Below are 19552 nucleotides of genomic sequence, written 5' to 3'. Positions count from 1 at the left end.
TAATCAAGTATTAAGTTTTAAGTATTACCTGTGTTTACCACCTTTTTTATTTGGAAGCTACCAGTTCAGCTATTTTCACGATCACTTTCATCGCTTTTTCCATATTCTGGATAGGTACGAATTCGTAACGTCCGTGGAAATTCAGACCACCGGCAAAGATATTCGGACAAGGCAATCCTTTGAAAGAGAGCTGCGCACCATCCGTACCTCCACGAATCGGTTTTACGTTCGGTTTCACGCCAACGGCTTCCATAGCTGCAAAAGCAGTATCGATGATGTGCATTACCGGTTCTATTTTCTCACGCATATTATAATACTGGTCGCGCAGTTCGAGTGTCGCAGTACCAGCTCCATATTCAGCGTTCATTTGAGCTACCAGACGTTCTATCTCTTTTTTGCGGTTCTCAAATTTTGCACGGTCATGATCGCGGATGATATAAGACACAGTGCTTTGCTCCACATCCCCCTGAATACCGATCAAATGATAAAATCCTTCATAGCCGGTCGTATGTTCCGGTCTTTCCTGTGAGGGAAGCATCGTGATAAACTGATTGGCAAGATAGATAGAGTTAATCATCTTATCCTTGGCATATCCCGGATGCACATTACGTCCTTTAAAGGTTATTTTTGCGGCAGCGGCATTAAAGTTCTCAAACTCCAACTCCCCTACTTCACCTCCATCCATCGTATATCCCCATTCGCAACCGAATTTCTCTACATCGAATTTATGAGCACCTTCACCGATTTCTTCGTCAGGATTGAAGCCGATACGGATTTTACCGTGTTTGATTTCAGGATGTTCCTTCAGATAAACCATCGCAGATACAATTTCCGCAATACCCGCTTTGTCGTCGGCACCGAGCAACGTTTTTCCGTTGGTTACAATCAAGTCTTCCCCCTTATGATCCAGCAATTCCGGGAATTGCGACGGAGAAAGAATCACATTCTCTTCAGCACAAAGCACAATATCCGAGCCATCATATTTTTCCACAATCCGCGGAGTGACATCTTTACCTGTCATATCAGGACTTGTATCCATGTGGGCAATAAATCCGATAGTGGGTACTTCTTTATCTATATTGGCAGGAAGTGTAGCAAAAAGATAGCCATGCTCATCCAAAGTAATATCTTCCAATCCCAAAGATTCCAACTCTTTTTTCAAGTATTCAGCAAAAATCATCTGCTTCGGAGTACTTGGAGTAAGCCCAGTCGATTCATCAGATTGTGTATCGAAACTTACATACTTTAAAAATCTGTCTACTAAAGTCATTTCTATTTACGATTTAACGATTTACAATTTACAATTTGATAGTTTATAGTGCCGTAAAGGTAAAAAAAGAGCCGTGAATTACAAAGCAATTCACGGCTCTTTTTTATTGTATACTTTTATCCGGATATTTAAATATCCTATTTTACTGCTTTAAAAGTGGCTGCTACCATCAAAGCAATGTGTACATACTTTGCATTTAGGTAAGCCGATAGCCTCAATCAACGTTTCCAGCGTGTTAAACTTCAATGAACTTAGTCCGAAACGCTCGGCAATAATGCTAACCATCTTTTCGTATTCCGGAGAACCGGTAGTGGCATATTTCTCCAGATTCTTATTCTCATCACCCTCCAGTTCCTTGATAATGCGGCGGGTTATCAACTCCAATGCATTTTTGGAAGCCGAGAAACCGACAAACGGACAAGCGTAAATCAATGGTGGACAAGCTATACGCATGTGTACCTCTTTTGCTCCATAATCATACAGAATCTTCACATTATCACGCAGTTGAGTTCCCCGTACAATAGAATCGTCACAGAACAACAAACGTTTATTTTGCAGCATCGCACGGTTTGGAATCAGCTTCATCTTGGCTACCAGCGAACGCATCTCCTGATTGCTGGGAGTAAAGCTACGAGGCCACGTCGGTGTATATTTTGAGATAGCACGATGATAGGGAACTCCCTTTCCTTCGGCATATCCTAAAGCCATACCCACTCCCGAATCAGGAATACCGCAAGCACAGTCCACTTCCGATTCATCCGTCTGCCCCATTTTCAATCCGCTGGTGAAACGCACTTCTTCCACATTCTTTCCTTCATAGCAAGAAGTCGGGAAACCATAGTACACCCACAGGAACGAGCAAATTTGCATATCCTCATTGGGTTTGCGAAGCTGGTCGATGTGATCGTCATACATACGGACAATCTCGCCGGGACCTAAATATCTCTCAATCTCATAATCCAGATTCGGGAAGCTGGACGATTCGCTCGTTGCAGCATAAGCACCGTCTTTCTTTCCAATCACTACCGGAGTACGTCCCCATCGGTCACGGGCAGCGATGATGCTACCATCTTCTGTCAGGAGCAGCATAGAGCAAGAACCTTTAATGTGATTAAACACATTTTCGATACCTTCAGCAAAGGTTCTACCTTGTATAATAAGTAATGCGATAAGTTCCGTCTGGTTGGTGTTGCTCGAACTAAGTTCGGCGAAGTGCATGTTTTGACTGAGAAGTTCTTCTTCCAATTCCTGGATATTGGCTATTTTAGCGACTGTGACAATGGCGAAACGCCCGAGATGAGAATTGATGATGATAGGTTGTGCATCTGTGTCGCTAATGATGCCGATGCCGGCGTTTCCTTTAAATTTGTCTAGTTCTCCTTCAAATTTGGTTCGGAAATAAGTACTTTCCAAATTGTGAATGGAGCGGATAAACCCTTTTTCCTCACTGTATGTTGCGAGTCCTCCTCGCTTGGTACCCAGATGTGAGTTATAATCTGTGCCATAGAATAAATCAGTCACGCAACTAGTTTTCGAGACTGTTCCGAAAAAACCTCCCATGTTGTTCTCTTTATTGATGATGTTTTAAAAAAGATGGCGCAAAAGTACAAAAAAGAATCCGTCCTATAAAAAAAGTACTCCGCAAAGTTTTAGTTTTCTTTGCGAAGCACAACTAATATTTATTAAAAAACGAGGAATCCGTAAACAATCTTTTTACCTGAATCTTATTTCCATTTCCTGATTGTTTTCAAGTCGGCGGGAGTTGCTTCTATCAGACTTACCGCAAACCCTCCACTGCGTGCCAGCTTCACAGACATCTTATTCTTGTTTGTCACCAATCCTTTTTTTATCTGATAAGAGGTCGGATTCTTTTCAAAGTCAGCATCTTTTCCGTCAGCATAAAGAGTGGCTACATATTGTTTTCCCGGTTCAAGAAAATCAAGCGTAAAAGCAGAGGTACGGGGATTTTCGTCGGTGATGCCACCTACAAACCAGTTATCAGTGCCTTTCGCTTTACGGGCAACCGTGATATAATCTCCCGGTTCTGCTTCCAGATACTTGCTGTCATCCCAATCAACAGCTACCTCTTTGATAAATTGAAACGCATCCATGTGGCGTTCGTAGCTTTCCGGAAGGTCAGCTGCCATCTGCAAAGGGCTGTACATCGTTACATAAAGTGCTAATTGTTTAGCTAAAGTAGTACGTACAAAGCTGTGATCGCCCGACAGAAAAGATAGTTTGGTATCAAAAATACCCGGCGTATAATCCATCGGTCCGCCAATCTGACGGGTGAAAGGAAGCAAAGTGGTATGGAACGGTTTGTTGCCTGCAAAAGCTTCATATTCCGTGCCACGAGCCGATTCGTTACCAATCAGATTCGGGTAGGTACGACATAATCCTGTGGGACGGGTTGCTTCATGGGCATTTACACATATCTTATATTCGGCAGCTTTTTCTACCGCATATAAATAATGGTTATTCATCCACTGTCCGTAATGATGCTCCCCACGAGGAATAATGTTACCTACATATCCACTTTTCACAGCATTATACCCGTTATCTATCATAAACTGATATGCCTTATCAAGATGACGTTCGTAGTTACGTACAGAAGCAGAGGTCTCGTGATGCATCATCAGCTTCACCCCTTTTTCCTTTGCATACGCATTGAGCATTTTCACGTCAAAATCAGGATACGGAGTGACGAAATCAAAGACATAATCCTTCGAATTTCCAAACCAGTCTTCCCAACCTTCATTCCAGCCTTCCACCAATACCTGGTCGAATCCATGTTCGGAAGCAAAATCGATATAACGTTTCACTTTATCATTGTTGGCTGAATGGCGTCCGTTTGGCTTTGTTTTGGAATAATCCGTCTGTCCAAGTTTCACCGAATAAACATCATCCGTATACGACCAGGAACCTTTTCCGGTGATCATTTCCCACCACACTCCGATATATTTCACCGGCTTAATCCAAGAAACATCTTCATAAATACAAGACTCATTCAGGTTCAGAGTCAATTTAGAAGCCAGAATATCACGGGCATCATCACTTACAATCACCGTACGCCAGGGTGAACGGCAGGGAGTCTGCATATACCCCTTATCTCCTTTCGCATCAGGAGTCAGCCATGATTCAAAAACCAAGTTCTGATCGTCCAGATTCAGATGCATACAAGAGTAGTCGATCAAAGCGGCTTCATGCAGATTGATATACAATCCGTCGGCCGTTTTCATTTGCAGGGAAGTTTGTACACCTGTCGGAGAGAAAGGTGTTTGAGAAGCATTTGGAGTAATTGCCCCTTGCAATAATCCGCGAATTTCTGAAAGTTTGGATTCGGTATAGTCATATTCCTGCGTATCATAATCGCCGGGAATCCAGAAGGCCGTATGATCGCCAGCCATAGCGAATTGAGAATGTTCTTCTTTGATAACGAAGTAATTCAGATTTTTCTGCTGTGGAAATTCATAACGGAATCCCAAACCATCGTTATAAAGACGAAAACAAATAATCAGATTACGACCTTGTGCTTTTTGATTCAAGGTGACAGCCATTTCATTATAATGGTTGCGGATGGATTTCACCTCTCCCCACACAGGTTGCCATGTTTCGTCAAAAGTAGCAGTTTTCGTATCGATCAGCGTGAATCCGTTCATCAGTCCCGGATCATTCTTTAATTCCAATCCCAGTTTCGAAGGTTTAATTACTTCTTTTCCTTTATAAGAGAGTTCGTACACCGGTTCTCCTTGCGCATTGACAGAGAAATTAAGTTTTAATTGTCCGTCAGGAGAAGTGATACTTTCGGCTTTGGCTGATGTGCCGAAGAAAAAAAAGAGCAACAGACAGAGCCCTATTACAGTTCCTATTTTCATGTTCTTCATGATATAAATGAGTTAGTTAATAATCGTATGGCAAAGATAGACCGGAAACACAAGAGGTGTTTTTCTTTATAAAGAAAATATAGAGGGATACAGAACCAAAAACAGAATAAGTATTTAATAATAAAGTAGATAACATATTTTGAGACTAGAAAAAATATAGTGTCTATGGTGAATAAATTAAAAGGATTAAATATGAATATTGCATAATCTTCCTATATTTGCAGATTATTATCTCAATCACAATAAACATTTTATTATTCATATGGCACAACGCCTTAATTTATCCCGGAGGTTTCGAGCAACTCGAAAAGGATTTTGAAGTCGCCTAAATAATATCAATCTTTCAATCAAATGAGTAAAGAAGTTATCTATATCTTTATCGGTGGAGGAACCGGTAGTGCACTGCGTTATTTCATCCAGTTGTTAATGCACGAACGAATCGTCCCTTATCATTTTCCATGGGCCACTTTCACCGTCAATCTCCTCGGTAGTTTTCTCATCGGCCTGTTCTATGCCCTTTCAGAGCGATTTCACCTTCCGTTCGAGGTCCGTTTGTTTCTGACAACGGGTTTATGCGGAGGTTTCACAACGTTCTCTACTTTCTCCAGTGACGGCGTAGGTCTGCTGAAAGGAGAATTTTACGGAGCATTTGTTCTATATACATTATTAAGTATAGGAATAGGATTAGCCGCAACGTTAGCCGGCGGATATGTGGGAAAACAGATTTAATAATTCGAATATAAATCCTACCTTTACGGCATGATTAAAAGAAACCCAACCAAACCCGTCCGCGTTGTTCCTCCCATGATGGAAGAGCAGGAAGTCAGTACTACTACCCTACAGGAATGGCTCGACAGAGAAGAAACCGTCTCTCATCTTTTATTCTGCAAAGGAAAAGAAGAAGGCATCGACAAATCTTACAAAAGTTTCAAAAACTGCACCTTTCAGCATCAGACATTCAGCGAATGTAAATTCCGTTCCTCTCAACTGAGCGATGTCAGGTTCGAGAACTGCGACCTATCCAACATTTCTTTTGCTGAAAGTTCGCTCTACCGGGTAGAATTCATTTCCTGCAAACTATTGGGTACCAATTTATCGGAAACAACGATGAATCACGTCTTGCTGCATGACTGCAACGCAGGTTATATCAATCTGGCTATGAGTAAAATGAACCAGGTACGTTTTGCACACAGCCAGCTCCGCAACGGAAGTCTGAACGACTGCCGTTTTTCATCCGTCGCATTTGAGAGTTGCGATCTCGTAGAAGCCGATTTTTCACACGCTCCGCTTCGCGGAATAGATTTGCGCACTTCCCGTATCAGCGGAATCACGCTTAACATCAGCGATCTGAAAGGGGCTGTCATCACTTCCCTGCAAGCAATGGATTTGCTTCCACTGTTAGGGGTTATTATCAAAGATTAAAATCCTGCAAATTCACCCCGCCGCACTCAAACAAAAAGCATCGTCCCGTTGTTATAGTACAAGGTCGGACTAACGACATATAGGGAATAGGCACAAAAAGAATACCTATTTATAGTGATTTCTCACTCCCCGTCAAGTCCGTACTTTTGCAGAAATCTTATTCAAAAACAATAGAAACGATGAAAATTGAAAAAATTGTAGCTCGAGAAATTCTCGATTCAAGAGGTAACCCCACAGTAGAAGTTGACGTAGTATTGGAATCCGGCATTATGGGACGTGCATCTGTACCGTCAGGCGCTTCCACAGGTGAACACGAAGCATTGGAGCTTCGCGATGGTGACAAACAGCGCTATGGTGGAAAAGGAGTACAAAAAGCGGTTGATAATGTAAATAAAATCATCGCTCCGAAGCTGATTGGTATGTCTTCACTCAATCAGAGAGGTATCGACTACGCAATGCTGGCATTGGACGGCACTAAGACTAAATCGAATTTAGGTGCTAACGCTATTCTCGGCGTATCTCTTGCCGTAGCTAAAGCTGCTGCCAACTATCTGGACCTTCCTCTATACCGCTATATCGGTGGAACAAATACGTATGTAATGCCTGTACCGATGATGAACATCATCAACGGTGGTTCACATAGCGATGCTCCGATCGCATTCCAGGAATTTATGATCCGTCCCGTAGGTGCTCCTTCTTTCAGAGAAGGTCTGCGCATGGGTGCTGAAGTATTCCACGCTTTAAAGAAAGTCTTGAAAGACCGTGGCCTTAGCACTGCTGTAGGTGATGAAGGTGGTTTCGCACCTAACCTCGAGGGTACGGAAGATGCTTTGAACTCTATTCTAGCCGCTATCAAAGCTGCTGGATACGAACCGGGCAAAGACGTTATGATCGGTATGGACTGTGCTTCTTCCGAATTCTACCACGATGGTATTTACGATTATACCAAGTTTGAAGGTGAAAAAGGTAAGAAACGTACTTCCGCAGAACAAGTTGACTATCTGGAAGAACTAATCAACAAATTCCCTATCGACTCTATCGAAGACGGTATGAACGAAAACGACTGGGAAGGCTGGAAAAAGCTGACCGAACGCATCGGCAACCGTTGCCAGTTGGTAGGTGACGACCTGTTCGTAACCAACGTAGATTTCCTTGCAATGGGTATCGAAAAAGGCTGTGCCAACTCTATCCTGATTAAAGTAAACCAAATCGGTTCGCTGACAGAAACACTGAACGCTATCGAAATGGCTCACCGTCATGGATATACTACTGTTACTTCTCACCGTTCAGGTGAAACAGAAGATGCTACTATCGCCGATATCGCAGTAGCTACTAACAGCGGACAGATCAAGACAGGTTCTTTAAGCCGCTCCGACCGTATGGCTAAATACAATCAGTTACTCCGCATTGAAGAGGAATTGGGCGATTTGGCTGTATATGGTTACAAAAGAATTAAATAATTCAATATTCTCTTACTTGAATAATTCATCCCCGGACAATTACATTATCCGGGGATTTTTACATATTAACCATTCACTAAATCTTTTTGCATTGTAAGAAAACTAGCTTCACTAAGCACCAATAAATATCTCCAATATTTTGCGAATTGGATTAATAAGGCTACATTTGCAACGTCTAACATATTAACAGACGGTGGGGAAACCTGCCTACTATCGCTGCGAGCATTTTTATGTTCGTATGTGAACTCTTATATGGGCGGTTTCGTACCCCCATAGAGAGTGTTAATGCACCTCTAAACCTGCCGTCGGTATGTTAGACAATGGGACAGGCGAAACCGCTTTTTTATTAGCACTTCTTCCTCTCCCCATCAATCTAATTATTCATCTTTTAAATTCTAATGATTATGGAAAACAGCCAATTAAAAGACTTACAGGAAGAGGTTTCAGATGCTACGAAACAGTATATCCTGACTACATTCAATTCTGAAAATGGAATGAAAACGTATTATTTACAGATGTCAAACATAATACGCTCTGCGCACATTAACCCTCCCATTGACACCGAATACAACAGTTTAAAAAAGCTAAGCAAAAAGCTCAAGCAATATTGCACTTTCATTCAAACACTTGGCGAACATGAATGGGATAAGGGAATAGCCGATATTCAGAAAGCATTAGGCATTTATCTAATGCAAAATGACATCGAAAGTAAAGAACGCAAACAAACGAACCAAGAAATTGCCTCTCAACTGCAATTCATCGTTTTTCTCTCCGGGAATATAAATATCATCAAGCAACTTCATGGAATATTGCAACGCCATTTATCCAATGTGATGCTTTTACTCAGATCCTATCCTGAGCATAATATACAAGAATGAATAACAATGATGAATCAAAAAGAAACTGTAAATCTTTGCTTTTCTTAAAAATGGAATATTACAACAATTAGGGAACTGTGCATTTCGATAATATGCGAATATATATAAAAAAGCATCCAGACTAATACCTGAATGCTTTTTTCTTGGATTTGTTATATATCCTTTTTTGAGCCTCTTGTCGGATTCGAACCAACGACCCCGAGATTACAAATCACGTGCTCTGGCCAACTGAGCTAAAGAGGCGGGTGGGTAAGCTATCTATATCGCGCCGCTACAACCAACTACCTTTGCTGCGATCAAGCCCTGGAGGATTCGAAGGGAGCTGGCCGTATAGGACTTACCCGTTTTGCGGTTGCAAAGGTAGACATTTTTATGTATTCTGCAATAGCTGCAGACAACTTTTTTACTAACAAAAGACTAACAGACTACATTTCAGGCAATTAAAATTGCAAAAAAATATTCAGACAGCAACTTCCTCTGCTTTATTAACTTTAACAACCAGATTTCCCCTACCAACCGATATTATTTGTACCTTTGTGCGCAATTTATAAATGAAGATGACAGAGAACAGAAGCTATTTACAAAAATATGCCATGCATTTTGGCACGTATATGGGAATCTACTGGATATTGAAGTTCATATTATTTCCGCTGGGATTCCACATACCTTTCCTTTCGCTTTTATTTGTAATCCTGACATTGTCCGTACCTTTCATCGGATATCACTATGCGAAAATGTACCGGGATAAGATTTGCGGAGGAAGTATCCAATTTTCACATGCCATGCTCTTTACCATATTTATGTATATGTTTGCTTCTCTGCTGGTAGCTGTGGCTCACTACGCCTATTTCCAATTCATCGATCATGGATTTATCATCAACTCTTACATCCAGTTGTGGGACGAACTGATGACCAACACCCCGGCTCTGATAGAAAACAAAGAAGTTATAAAAGAAACGATAGATACCGCCCGTTCACTTACTTCCATCAATATCACCATGCAACTATTGTCATGGGATGTATTTTGGGGAAGCATCCTGGCCATTCCTACCGCATTGATGGTAATGAAAAAGGCCAAATCGGAAAATGACGGAGTGTCTCAATCGTAATTTGTAATTCGTAAGTAATTAGTAATAAAAAAATGGATATATCAGTTGTAATCCCATTATTCAATGAAGAAGAGTCACTACCCGAACTCTATGCTTGGATAGAACGGGTAATGCAAGCCAACGGATTCTCATTCGAAGTGATTTTCGTTAACGATGGAAGTACCGACCATTCATGGGAAGTGATCGAAAAGCTTAAAGCTCAATCGGAACATGTAAAAGGTATCAAATTCCGCCGTAACTACGGTAAATCACCTGCACTCTACTGTGGATTCGCTGAAGCGGAAGGAAACGTAGTCATAACGATGGATGCGGACCTACAAGATAGCCCGGACGAAATCCCCGAACTTTACCGGATGATTACAAAGGATGGCTACGACCTGGTATCCGGCTGGAAGCAAAAGAGATATGATCCTATTTCAAAAACACTGCCCACCAAGTTGTTTAATGCTACTGCCCGCAAAGTATCAGGCATCAAAAACCTGCACGACTTCAACTGCGGATTGAAAGCCTATCGCAAAGAGGTCGTAAAACATATCGAAGTGTACGGTGAGATGCATCGTTATATACCTTATCTGGCAAAGAACGCCGGATTCAAGAAAATCGGTGAAAAGGTGGTACACCACCAGGCGCGTAAATACGGCACAACAAAATTCGGACTAAACCGTTTCGTGAACGGGTATCTGGATTTACTCTCTCTTTGGTTCCTTTCCAGATTCGGCATCAAGCCGATGCATTTCTTCGGACTGTTGGGATCATTGATGTTTCTGATAGGAATGATTTCTGTCATCATCGTAGGTGCCAGCAAACTATATGCCATGTACAACGGTCTCCCCTACCGACTGGTGACCGACTCTCCCTATTTCTATTTGTCACTTACGGCAATGATTATAGGTACGCAATTATTCTTAGCCGGATTCCTTGGCGAACTCATCTCGCGCAATGCACCGGAACGGAATAACTATCAGATAGAAAAGAAAATTTGATTCACATTCAATAAACTGACTATGAAGAATTTAATTCGTATCTTTCTCATATTGACTATCATTGGCGGTGCAGTCAGCTTACACAGTGCCTGCTCGGATGAGAACGATTGCTCATTGGCAGGACGTCCGATGATGTACTGCACAATATATACCATTAATCCGGATAACCCTACTATTGCATTAAAAGACACGCTTGATTCATTAACAATCACAGCATTAGGCACCGACTCTATCATTCTGAACAATGAAAAGAATGTGCATACCCTGATGTTGCCACTACGATACACAAGTGACACTACTGTGTTCATATTCAGATACGATCCCAAACGTAGAGAAAAAGATTTTGACACATTATACATTGTACAACAAAATACTCCTTATTTCCAGTCCATGGAATGTGGTTATATGATGAAACAAAATATAATCAGCGCTAAATTTGGAAAACCGGGAAGACCGGGTAACCCTCCTCCCTATGGCAACGGGCAGCCGGACCAGATAGATTCTCTTCATATAAAAAATAAAGAAGCCAATACAAATGAAATCGAGAACTTGCAGATATTCTATAATTATCGGCCAGAACGCACACCTGATGAAACGACTAATTAGTCTGCTTCTGCTCTTTTGCATTGGGCTTCCGTTGCTGGCACAACAGCAACGTCCGGCGCAAACGCCCAAAAGAGATCAGAAGAAAAAAGAGGTTGCCGGGATAGATACCATTCCGCTCTACAATGGTACGTATGTCGGTGTGGATTTATATGGCATTGGAAGCAAGCTGCTGGGAGGCGACTTTATGAGTTCTGAAGTCAGCGTAGCCGTTAACCTCAAGAATAAATTCATCCCTACTATTGAGTTTGGTATGGGAGGAACAGATACCTGGAGCGAAACAGGCATACACTATAAGAGCAAAATGGCTCCATTCTTCCGAATCGGTGTGGACTACAACACCATGGCAAAGAAAAAAGAGAAGAATAGCTACTTGTATGCAGGACTTCGCTATGCATTCAGTTCATTTAAATATGATGTTTCCACAATGCCGGCAGATGATCCTATCTGGGGAGATGTAATAGGTAACCCCAGTTTGGAAGACGGTTATTGGGGAGGAAGTGTGCCATTCAGCCATCTGGGTATGAAAGGATCGGTGCAATGGCTGGAAATCGTTTTAGGCGTCAAAGTACGTATTTACAAAAACTTCAACATGGGGTGGTCGGTACGTATGAAATACAAAACCAAAGCATCTACCGGAGAATATGGAGACCCATGGTACGTGCCCGGTTACGGAAAGTTTAAATCAAATAACATGGGAATCACTTATTCCCTTATTTATAAATTGCCTCTTTAGAATACAATGACAGGACTAGAGATTTGGCTGCTTGCAATAGGTCTGGCGATGGATTGTTTCGCTGTCTCAATTGCAAGCGGTATTATTTTGAAACGTACCCGTTGGAAACCCATGCTAATCATGGCTTTTGCTTTCGGCTTTTTTCAGGCAATCATGCCATTTATCGGATGGATGTGTGCAAAGACATTCAGTCATCTTATAGAAAGTGTAGACCATTGGATTGCTTTCGCGATCCTTGCCTTCTTAGGCGGACGAATGATTTTAGAATCTTTCAAAGAAGAAGAATGTTGTAAACTGTTCAATCCGGCAAATCCGAAAGTGGTATTAACCATGGCAATAGCCACGAGTATTGATGCATTGGCAATCGGCATTTCCTTTGCCTTTCTGGGAGTTCAGGATTATACCGAAATCCTCCCTCCTATCAGCATTATCGGATTTGTTTCATTTGTCATGTCACTCATCGGTCTGATCTTTGGTATCCAATGTGGCTGCGGCATCGCCCGGAAACTGAAAGCAGAGTTATGGGGAGGTATCATTCTAGTCATTATCGGACTAAAGATATTAATTGAACATTTATTTCTTCAATAAAACGAGTTTTCTCATCAAATAGAAGAGCGTATGAAAACAAAAAAAAGTTTCCTTTGGCTGGCTTTCCTGATTTTGGCAACTATCTGGATATTAGTCAGACATAATCAACAAGGTGGCTATTACAGTGTCAAAGGTTTGGTGTTTGGGACAGTATATAAAATTACTTATCAGCATGACGGTGACTTAAAACCGGAAATAGAAGCTGAACTAAAACGCTTCGACCAATCTTTATCGCCATTCAATGACAGTTCTGTTGTCAGTCGCGTCAACCGCAATGAAGAGCTGGTGACTGATAGTTTTTTCCAGAAATGCTTCCATCGCTCGATGGAAATTTCCCGCGAGACAAAGGGTGCTTTCGACATTACAGTAGCCCCTCTTGCCAATGCTTGGGGATTCGGTTTCAAAAAAGGTGCTTTTCCTGATTCATTAATGATAGACAGTCTGTTACAAATCACCGGATATAAAAAAGTGAAAATGGATAACGGCAAAGTTATCAAACAGGATCCTCGTACCATGTTAAGTTGTAGTGCCGTTGCCAAAGGGTATTCGGTAGACGTAATTGCACAACTGCTCGACCGTAAGGGAATAAAAAACTATATGGTAGATATAGGAGGCGAGGTGGTAGTGAAAGGGAAAAATCCTTCCAAAGGCTTATGGCGCATTGGAATCAATAAGCCCATCGACGATTCACTGGCCGTAAACCAAGACTTACAGACAATTCTTGAGATAACAGATTTAGGCTTGGCTACTTCCGGAAACTATCGCAATTATTATTATAAGGATGGGAAGAAATACGCCCATACGATTGACCCTAGAACTGGCTATCCGGTACAACACAATATCTTGTCCTCTACGGTAATCGCCAAAGACTGTATGACTGCCGACGCCCTTGCCACCGCCTTCATGGTGATGGGACTGGAAGAAGCGGAAGCTTTCTGCAAAGCGGATACAACGATTGACGCCTACTTTATTTATAGTGGAGAAAATGGAGAGTTCAAGACTTATTATACGGAGGGAATGAAAAAATACATAACTACTCCGTAATATATATATATATTATACAAACAGAGGTTCTACTTGAGTAAAACAGAACCTCTATTCAATTGGCAAATATCTATTTCATAAACACGAAATACACTGCTGCAATCAGACAAATAAATGCAGCCAGATGATTCCAATGTAAAGCCTCACCTTTAAAGAAGATGGTAGTGAACACTGTAAAAATAACAAGTGTTATCACCTCTTGGATGACTTTCAGTTGCATCAACGAAAACGGGCCTCCATTGCCTATAAAGCCGATACGATTAGCCGGTATCTGACAGGAATATTCAAAAAAAGCGATTGCCCAACTGAACGCAATCACACCGATCAGCGGAAGAGCAGCGAACCAGCTGTACTCCTGTTTCATCTTTAAATGTCCGTACCAGGCGAATGTCATAAAGACATTGGATACGATCAGCAACAAAATGGTATAGAATCCTTTCATAATAACCTATTCAAATTAATCTATTTTATCTGGTAATAATTCTTCCTGTACATTGGTCATGCTCCCCCAAAGGCTATAACGAGCTTCTGGGTTCATCGCTTCCAGTTGTCGCAAAACACCTTTCATATCACTGCGGCTGGACTGCGATTCATAGGGACAATTCTTCACTTGTTTCTGATAATGGCGCAAAGCCGCCAATTCTACCAAATCGGCTTCGTGAACCAGACACATCGGACGGATAATTGTCATATCAAACTTCTTCATCACCAACCGGGGCGGCATTGTACTGAATGCTCCCTGATAAGTGATATTCATCAATAAAGTTTCCAGAATATCATCCATGTGGTGACCGAGAGCGATTTTATTGCATCCGTGCTCCTTGGCAACAGTGAACAAGGCTTTCCGGCGGTTCCATGAGCAGAGGAAGCAGGGAGATTTACGTGTATCGGTAGCAGGATCAAAGGCAGTCTCATACTGTACAAAGGGAACTCCATACGCTTCACAGTGCGCTTTCAAATATTCCGTATCACTCTGATAAGGAATATTCTTCATCACTACATGAACGGCAACGACAGAAAAACGGGGCTTATAGATACGTGCGCGTTTACCCAACAGTTCAACAAGCGCCAACGAATCTTTTCCTCCTGACAGTCCGATAAGGATTTTGTCTCCTTCTTCTATCAATCCATATTGCACCACTCCTTTACTAAACCACCGTTCAATGCGGCGAATGGCTTTCTCTTCTTCCGTAAATTGTGTCATATCTTTGAAAATCGGCTGCAAAAGTAAGCGAAAAGAATGATTTAAAGAAGAATTAACATAATAGAATCACTGAAAAAGGGTTTATTTCTAATAAATTTGTACTTTTGAACAATTGATAAATGGACCGGTGCCCGAAAGCAGCAATGTTTTCAATCTACCCGTCACTCATAAACGCTCAAAACGATGAAAGGAAAATATATTCTATTTTTAATTTGCAGCCTCTTCCTTTGCGAAGTATCTGCACAAACACTGGAACAGGCACGCACCTTATTCACTAAGGGTGACTATGAAAAAGCCAAGCCTGTCTTCAAAAAGTATGCTAAATCACAACCGTCGAACGGGAATTATAACTATTGGTATGGCGTATGTTGCCTGAAAACCGGAGAAGCGGAAGAAGCTGTGAAACCTCTTGAGATAGCAGTGAAAAAACGTGTTACCAGTGGACAACTCTATCTGGGACAAGCATATAATGAAACGTATCGTTTCGAAGATGCTGTAAACTGTTTTGAAGAATATATCGCAGATTTAAGTAAACGGAAGAAATCGACGGAAGAAGCGGAGAAACTTCTGGAAAAGAGCAAAGCTGACCTCCGGATGTTGAAAGGAGTGGAAGATGTATGTATCATTGACAGCTTCGTTGTAGACAAGGCGACTTTCCTCCATGCATACAAGATTAGTGAAGAATCGGGTAAATTGTTTACCTTCAATGATTTTTTCAAGACAGAAGGAGATCATCCGGGGACTGTCTATGAAACAGAAATTGGAAATAAAATCTATTATAGCGAAAAGGGCGAGAACGGTAATCTTGACATCTTCTCAAAAAACAAATTGCTGAATGAATGGAGTGACGGACGCCCGTTGCCGGGTAGTATCAACGCTTCCGGAAACGCAAATTATCCGTTCGTTCTATCGGACGGCGTCACGGTTTACTATGCCAGCGATGGTGAAGGACTGGGTGGCTATGACATCTTTGTCACCCGTTACAACACGAATACCGACACTTATCTTGTTCCGGACAATGTAGGTATGCCGTTCAATTCACCGTACAATGATTATATGTACGTCATTGACGAATACAACAATCTCGGATGGTTTGCTTCCGACCGTTTCCAACCCGAAGGAAAGGTATGTATTTATGTGTTCATTCCTAATACTTCCAAGCAGACTTATAATTATGAAGCAATGGAACAGCAACAGATTATTCGTCTGGCACAGATTCATTCGCTGAAAGAAACCTGGAAAGACAAACAAGCTGTAACCGAAGCATTGCAACGCCTGGAAGCTGCCATCAGTCATAAGCCTAAAGAACGTCGTGCGATGGACTTTGAATTTGTCATTGACGATCATACGACTTACTATCTGATGAGCGACTTTAAATCCGCAAAAGCAAAGTCACTTTTCCAGCGTTACCAACAGATGGAGAAAGACTATTATCAGCAAGAAGAAAAGCTGAATAGCCTGCGTCAACAATATGCCGGTGCCAACCAACAGGGAAAAGAGAAAATGGCTCCTGCCATCCTCGACCTCGAAAAGCGGGTACTGCAAATGTCCGAAGAGCTGGATACTCTCGAAGTGAATGTACGCAATGCAGAAAAAACAAAATAAATTAATAACTCTGAACTATGGATATACTCATTATCGCCGTTCTCATTATTGCCGCAGTCATACTGTTTCTGGTAGAACTGTTCGTCATCCCGGGCATTAGCCTGGCCGGAATTTCTGCATTGGTTTGTATTCTTTATGCCAACTACTATGCATTTGCCAATTTAGGTATGGCAGGAGGATTTATCACTCTTGGTATATCGGCGATTGCCTGTATCGGATCATTGATTTGGTTTATGCGATCGAAGATGCTGGACAAACTGGCATTGAAAAAGGATATTGATTCGAAAGTAGACCGTAGCGCAGAAGACAGCGTTAAAGTAGGTGATACAGGAATCAGTACCACACGTCTGGCACAAATCGGTTATGCCGAAATAAACGGAAAAATTGTGGAAGTAAAATCAATAGACGGATTCCTCAATGAAAAGACTCCGATTATTGTAAGCCGTATCACCGACGGTACAATCATGGTTGAAAAACACAAAGAATAATATTCACTTAATAATAACATCAATGGAATCATCTTTCTACTTGCCTATCTTTCTGATAGCTGGAGGTATTATCTTCTTGATAATATTTTTCCATTACGTGCCGTTCTTCCTCTGGTTGTCGGCAAAAGTGTCGGGAGTTAACATCTCGCTGATACAACTATTTTTAATGCGTATACGTAACGTTCCGCCGTACATCATCGTGCCGGGAATGATCGAGGCTCACAAAGCCGGTCTGAAAAACATTACCCGTGATGAACTGGAGGCCCATTATCTGGCTGGCGGACATGTAGAAAAGGTGGTTCACGCCTTGGTATCCGCATCGAAAGCGAATATCGAATTACCTTTCCAGATGGCTACTGCTATCGACCTTGCAGGACGTGACGTATTCGAAGCTGTACAGATGTCTGTAAACCCGAAAGTGATCGACACACCTCCTGTTACGGCTGTTGCAAAAGACGGTATTCAGCTGATAGCCAAAGCACGTGTTACGGTACGTGCCAACATTCGTCAGTTGGTTGGTGGTGCAGGTGAAGATACGATCCTTGCCCGTGTAGGCGAAGGTATCGTTTCATCTATCGGTTCTTCTGAAAACCATAAATCGGTCCTTGAGAATCCGGATTCGATCTCTAAACTTGTACTTCGTAAAGGTTTGGACGCAGGAACGGCTTTCGAGATCTTGTCTATTGATATTGCGGACATCGATATAGGTAAAAATATTGGTGCGGCTCTGCAAATTGACCAGGCTAACGCAGATAAGAACATCGCACAGGCAAAAGCCGAAGAGCGTCGTGCTATGGCAGTTGCTTCCGAACAGGAAATGAAAGCAAAAGCACAGGAAGCTCGTGCTAAAGTGATCGAAGCAGAGGCTGAAGTTCCTAAAGCGATGGCTGAAGCTTTCCGCAGCGGCAACTTAGGCATCATGGATTATTATCGCATGAAGAATATTGAAGCTGATACCTCCATGCGCGAGAATATCGCCAAGCCGGCAACGGGCAATGCAGGCAATCAGCCATTGAGCAAATAATCGTTCACAAACGCCGGAATCCGATTTCATTTCAGTTGTAAGACGCACTCCCCTTTTCTAAAGGAAAAAGATAGTGGCTTCTTCTGAACTGAAATCCGGTTCCGGCGTTTCTATTTATAGATACAAATCCTATTATAAAACTAAAACCCTTCAATAACATGAAAAAGTACTTTCCATCCTCTGAATTGATTATCAATGAAGACGGTTCAGTATTCCATCTTCACGTAAAGCCCGAATGGTTGGCAGACAAAGTAATTCTGGTAGGTGACCCCGGACGTGTAGCACTCGTAGCTTCTCATTTCGAAAACAAAGAATGTGAAGTGGAAAGCCGCGAATTCAAAACCATCACAGGTACTTATAAAGGTAAACGGATTACAGTGGTTTCTACAGGAATCGGTTGCGATAACATCGACATCGTAATAAATGAACTGGATGCACTCGCCAATATAGATTTTAGTACCCGCGAAGAAAAGGATCAGTTCCGCCAACTGGAATTAGTACGTATCGGTACATGTGGCGGCTTACAGCCCAACACTCCTGTCGGAACATTTGTGTGTTCGCAGAAGTCTATCGGCTTCGACGGATTGCTGAATTTCTATGCTGGAAGAAATGCTGTATGCGACTTACCTTTTGAACGTGCATTCCTCAATCACATGGGTTGGTCGGGAAATATGTGCGCGCCTGCTCCTTATGTCATTGATGCCAGCGAAGAACTGATTGACCAGATTGCCAAAGAGGACATGGTACGTGGAGTAACAATCGCTGCCGGAGGTTTCTTTGGTCCGCAGGGACGTGAACTTCGTGTTCCATTGGCAGACCCGAAACAGAATGATAAGATTGAATCTTTCGAATATAAAGGCTATAAGATTACTAACTTCGAAATGGAAAGTTCGGCTTTGGCAGGACTTAGCCGGTTGATGGGACACAAGGCTATGACCGTCTGTATGGTGATAGCCAACCGACTTATTAAAGAGGCCAATACAGGATATAAAAATACAATTGATACACTGATTAAAACTGTACTTGACAGAATATAGAGATACGCTCTTCTGAAAAAATAAAATTGTAATCGTTAGAATAGAATTATAGAGCTGCCTAACGAGTTCTAAATATTGAAATTCCCCCACGCTACAACTATTTGTAGCGTGGGGGAAATTCTTAATAAGGGACTTGTTAGACAGTTCCATTTTTATCATTTAGCCTATCTTCAACATAATGTCACTATGACGCCGTGATAGTAACGCTATAATACGA

At 41.9% G+C, this 19552-nt stretch carries 19 protein-coding genes and 1 tRNA gene; 14 read left to right on the top strand and 6 right to left on the bottom strand.

The annotated features are described in order from the left end of the window. Window positions 1–46: 46 nt before the first annotated feature. The 3 genes from pepT to BSAG_RS12825 form a co-directional block, all read right to left on the bottom strand. Entirely contained in the window at window positions 47–1270 is a 1224-nt protein-coding gene (gene pepT / locus BSAG_RS12815) for a peptidase T (protein ID WP_004316467.1), read from the bottom strand. Window positions 1271–1420: 150 nt separating this feature from the next. Continuing rightward, the gene (locus BSAG_RS12820) at window positions 1421–2830 is read right to left on the bottom strand and encodes an amidophosphoribosyltransferase (protein WP_004316468.1); all 1410 of its coding nucleotides are present in this window, start codon (window positions 2828–2830) and stop codon (window positions 1421–1423) included. Between the two features lie 164 nt (window positions 2831–2994). After that, window positions 2995–5154, bottom strand: coding sequence for a glycoside hydrolase family 97 protein (locus BSAG_RS12825; protein ID WP_004316469.1), 2160 nt, complete (start codon window positions 5152–5154; stop codon window positions 2995–2997). 351 nt (window positions 5155–5505) lie between these two features. On the opposite strand from BSAG_RS12825, the gene crcB reads away from it, so the two are divergent. From crcB to BSAG_RS12845, 4 genes are all read left to right on the top strand, one after another. Further along, window positions 5506–5883: a fluoride efflux transporter CrcB gene (crcB, locus tag BSAG_RS12830; protein ID WP_004309778.1), complete on the top strand. Its 378-nt coding sequence runs from the start codon at window positions 5506–5508 to the stop codon at window positions 5881–5883. A gap of 30 nt (window positions 5884–5913) precedes the next feature. Further along, window positions 5914–6576: a pentapeptide repeat-containing protein gene (locus tag BSAG_RS12835; RefSeq protein ID WP_008770799.1), complete on the top strand. Its 663-nt coding sequence runs from the start codon at window positions 5914–5916 to the stop codon at window positions 6574–6576. Between the two features lie 179 nt (window positions 6577–6755). After that, window positions 6756–8036 carry a phosphopyruvate hydratase gene (gene eno / locus BSAG_RS12840; protein ID WP_004316472.1) on the top strand — a complete coding sequence of 427 codons (1281 nt, stop codon included), beginning with the start codon at window positions 6756–6758 and terminating at the stop codon, window positions 8034–8036. A gap of 404 nt (window positions 8037–8440) precedes the next feature. Beyond that, the gene (locus BSAG_RS12845) at window positions 8441–8914 is read left to right on the top strand and encodes a hypothetical protein (protein ID WP_008997492.1); all 474 of its coding nucleotides are present in this window, start codon (window positions 8441–8443) and stop codon (window positions 8912–8914) included. Window positions 8915–9083: 169 nt separating this feature from the next. Here the strand turns inward: BSAG_RS12845 and BSAG_RS12850 are convergent. After that, window positions 9084–9157 (bottom strand) — tRNA-Thr (locus tag BSAG_RS12850). Between the two features lie 308 nt (window positions 9158–9465). On the opposite strand from BSAG_RS12850, the gene BSAG_RS12855 reads away from it, so the two are divergent. The 6 genes from BSAG_RS12855 to BSAG_RS12880 are packed head-to-tail and all read left to right on the top strand — an operon-like array spanning window position 9466 to window position 13977. Beyond that, complete coding sequence (locus tag BSAG_RS12855; protein ID WP_004316473.1) at window positions 9466–10023, top strand: DUF4199 domain-containing protein; 558 nt, start codon at window positions 9466–9468, stop codon at window positions 10021–10023. 32 nt (window positions 10024–10055) lie between these two features. After that, window positions 10056–11006 carry a glycosyltransferase family 2 protein gene (locus tag BSAG_RS12860; RefSeq protein WP_004302041.1) on the top strand — a complete coding sequence of 317 codons (951 nt, stop codon included), beginning with the start codon at window positions 10056–10058 and terminating at the stop codon, window positions 11004–11006. Between the two features lie 21 nt (window positions 11007–11027). Then, window positions 11028–11612: a DUF6452 family protein gene (locus tag BSAG_RS12865; protein ID WP_004309772.1), complete on the top strand. Its 585-nt coding sequence runs from the start codon at window positions 11028–11030 to the stop codon at window positions 11610–11612. Further along, window positions 11596–12345, top strand: a complete 750-nt coding sequence (locus BSAG_RS12870) for a DUF6048 family protein (protein WP_004316475.1) — start codon at window positions 11596–11598, stop codon at window positions 12343–12345. The genes BSAG_RS12865 and BSAG_RS12870 overlap by 17 nt, the downstream gene beginning before the upstream one ends. A 6-nt stretch (window positions 12346–12351) precedes the next feature. Then, window positions 12352–12933, top strand: a complete 582-nt coding sequence (locus BSAG_RS12875) for a manganese efflux pump MntP family protein (RefSeq protein WP_004302038.1) — start codon at window positions 12352–12354, stop codon at window positions 12931–12933. 30 nt (window positions 12934–12963) lie between these two features. Then, complete coding sequence (locus BSAG_RS12880) at window positions 12964–13977, top strand: FAD:protein FMN transferase (protein ID WP_008770796.1); 1014 nt, start codon at window positions 12964–12966, stop codon at window positions 13975–13977. Window positions 13978–14047: 70 nt separating this feature from the next. On the opposite strand, the gene BSAG_RS12885 is transcribed toward BSAG_RS12880, so the two are convergent. Together BSAG_RS12885 and BSAG_RS12890 are read right to left on the bottom strand one after the other, a co-directional pair. After that, the gene (locus BSAG_RS12885; protein WP_004302024.1) at window positions 14048–14419 is read right to left on the bottom strand and encodes a DMT family protein; all 372 of its coding nucleotides are present in this window, start codon (window positions 14417–14419) and stop codon (window positions 14048–14050) included. A gap of 15 nt (window positions 14420–14434) precedes the next feature. Continuing rightward, a complete protein-coding gene (locus BSAG_RS12890; RefSeq protein ID WP_004316479.1) occupies window positions 14435–15181 on the bottom strand; it encodes an ATP-binding protein in 747 nt (248 codons plus the stop codon). A gap of 183 nt (window positions 15182–15364) precedes the next feature. On the opposite strand from BSAG_RS12890, the gene BSAG_RS12895 reads away from it, so the two are divergent. The 4 genes from BSAG_RS12895 to BSAG_RS12910 all read left to right on the top strand — a co-directional run bounded on the left by BSAG_RS12895 (window position 15365) and on the right by BSAG_RS12910 (window position 19335). Next, a complete protein-coding gene (locus BSAG_RS12895) occupies window positions 15365–16786 on the top strand; it encodes a tetratricopeptide repeat protein (RefSeq protein WP_004316480.1) in 1422 nt (473 codons plus the stop codon). Window positions 16787–16803: 17 nt separating this feature from the next. Next, the gene (locus tag BSAG_RS12900) at window positions 16804–17274 is read left to right on the top strand and encodes an NfeD family protein (protein ID WP_004316481.1); all 471 of its coding nucleotides are present in this window, start codon (window positions 16804–16806) and stop codon (window positions 17272–17274) included. A gap of 22 nt (window positions 17275–17296) precedes the next feature. Next, window positions 17297–18298 carry a flotillin-like protein FloA gene (gene floA / locus BSAG_RS12905; protein ID WP_004316484.1) on the top strand — a complete coding sequence of 334 codons (1002 nt, stop codon included), beginning with the start codon at window positions 17297–17299 and terminating at the stop codon, window positions 18296–18298. Window positions 18299–18456: 158 nt separating this feature from the next. Further along, entirely contained in the window at window positions 18457–19335 is an 879-nt protein-coding gene (locus BSAG_RS12910) for a nucleoside phosphorylase (RefSeq protein ID WP_004316486.1), read from the top strand. Window positions 19336–19552 lie beyond the last annotated feature (217 nt).

This window comes from Bacteroides sp. D1 (assembly GCF_000157095.2).
Classification (GTDB): Bacteria; Bacteroidota; Bacteroidia; order Bacteroidales; family Bacteroidaceae; genus Bacteroides; species Bacteroides xylanisolvens.
Note: the sequence above shows the minus strand (reverse complement) of the source record. Positions and strands in the feature narration are given on the sequence as shown.

Coding starts and splice junctions, on each gene's coding strand:
- pepT (WP_004316467.1), bottom strand. CDS start 1,270: ATGACTTTAGTAGACAGATTTTTAAAGTATGTAAGTTTCGATACACAA.
- BSAG_RS12820 (WP_004316468.1), bottom strand. CDS start 2,830: ATGGGAGGTTTTTTCGGAACAGTCTCGAAAACTAGTTGCGTGACTGAT.
- BSAG_RS12825 (WP_004316469.1), bottom strand. CDS start 5,154: ATGAAGAACATGAAAATAGGAACTGTAATAGGGCTCTGTCTGTTGCTC.
- crcB (WP_004309778.1), top strand. CDS start 5,506: ATGAGTAAAGAAGTTATCTATATCTTTATCGGTGGAGGAACCGGTAGT.
- BSAG_RS12835 (WP_008770799.1), top strand. CDS start 5,914: ATGATTAAAAGAAACCCAACCAAACCCGTCCGCGTTGTTCCTCCCATG.
- eno (WP_004316472.1), top strand. CDS start 6,756: ATGAAAATTGAAAAAATTGTAGCTCGAGAAATTCTCGATTCAAGAGGT.
- BSAG_RS12845 (WP_008997492.1), top strand. CDS start 8,441: ATGGAAAACAGCCAATTAAAAGACTTACAGGAAGAGGTTTCAGATGCT.
- BSAG_RS12855 (WP_004316473.1), top strand. CDS start 9,466: ATGAAGATGACAGAGAACAGAAGCTATTTACAAAAATATGCCATGCAT.
- BSAG_RS12860 (WP_004302041.1), top strand. CDS start 10,056: ATGGATATATCAGTTGTAATCCCATTATTCAATGAAGAAGAGTCACTA.
- BSAG_RS12865 (WP_004309772.1), top strand. CDS start 11,028: ATGAAGAATTTAATTCGTATCTTTCTCATATTGACTATCATTGGCGGT.
- BSAG_RS12870 (WP_004316475.1), top strand. CDS start 11,596: ATGAAACGACTAATTAGTCTGCTTCTGCTCTTTTGCATTGGGCTTCCG.
- BSAG_RS12875 (WP_004302038.1), top strand. CDS start 12,352: ATGACAGGACTAGAGATTTGGCTGCTTGCAATAGGTCTGGCGATGGAT.
- BSAG_RS12880 (WP_008770796.1), top strand. CDS start 12,964: ATGAAAACAAAAAAAAGTTTCCTTTGGCTGGCTTTCCTGATTTTGGCA.
- BSAG_RS12885 (WP_004302024.1), bottom strand. CDS start 14,419: ATGAAAGGATTCTATACCATTTTGTTGCTGATCGTATCCAATGTCTTT.
- BSAG_RS12890 (WP_004316479.1), bottom strand. CDS start 15,181: ATGACACAATTTACGGAAGAAGAGAAAGCCATTCGCCGCATTGAACGG.
- BSAG_RS12895 (WP_004316480.1), top strand. CDS start 15,365: ATGAAAGGAAAATATATTCTATTTTTAATTTGCAGCCTCTTCCTTTGC.
- BSAG_RS12900 (WP_004316481.1), top strand. CDS start 16,804: ATGGATATACTCATTATCGCCGTTCTCATTATTGCCGCAGTCATACTG.
- floA (WP_004316484.1), top strand. CDS start 17,297: ATGGAATCATCTTTCTACTTGCCTATCTTTCTGATAGCTGGAGGTATT.
- BSAG_RS12910 (WP_004316486.1), top strand. CDS start 18,457: ATGAAAAAGTACTTTCCATCCTCTGAATTGATTATCAATGAAGACGGT.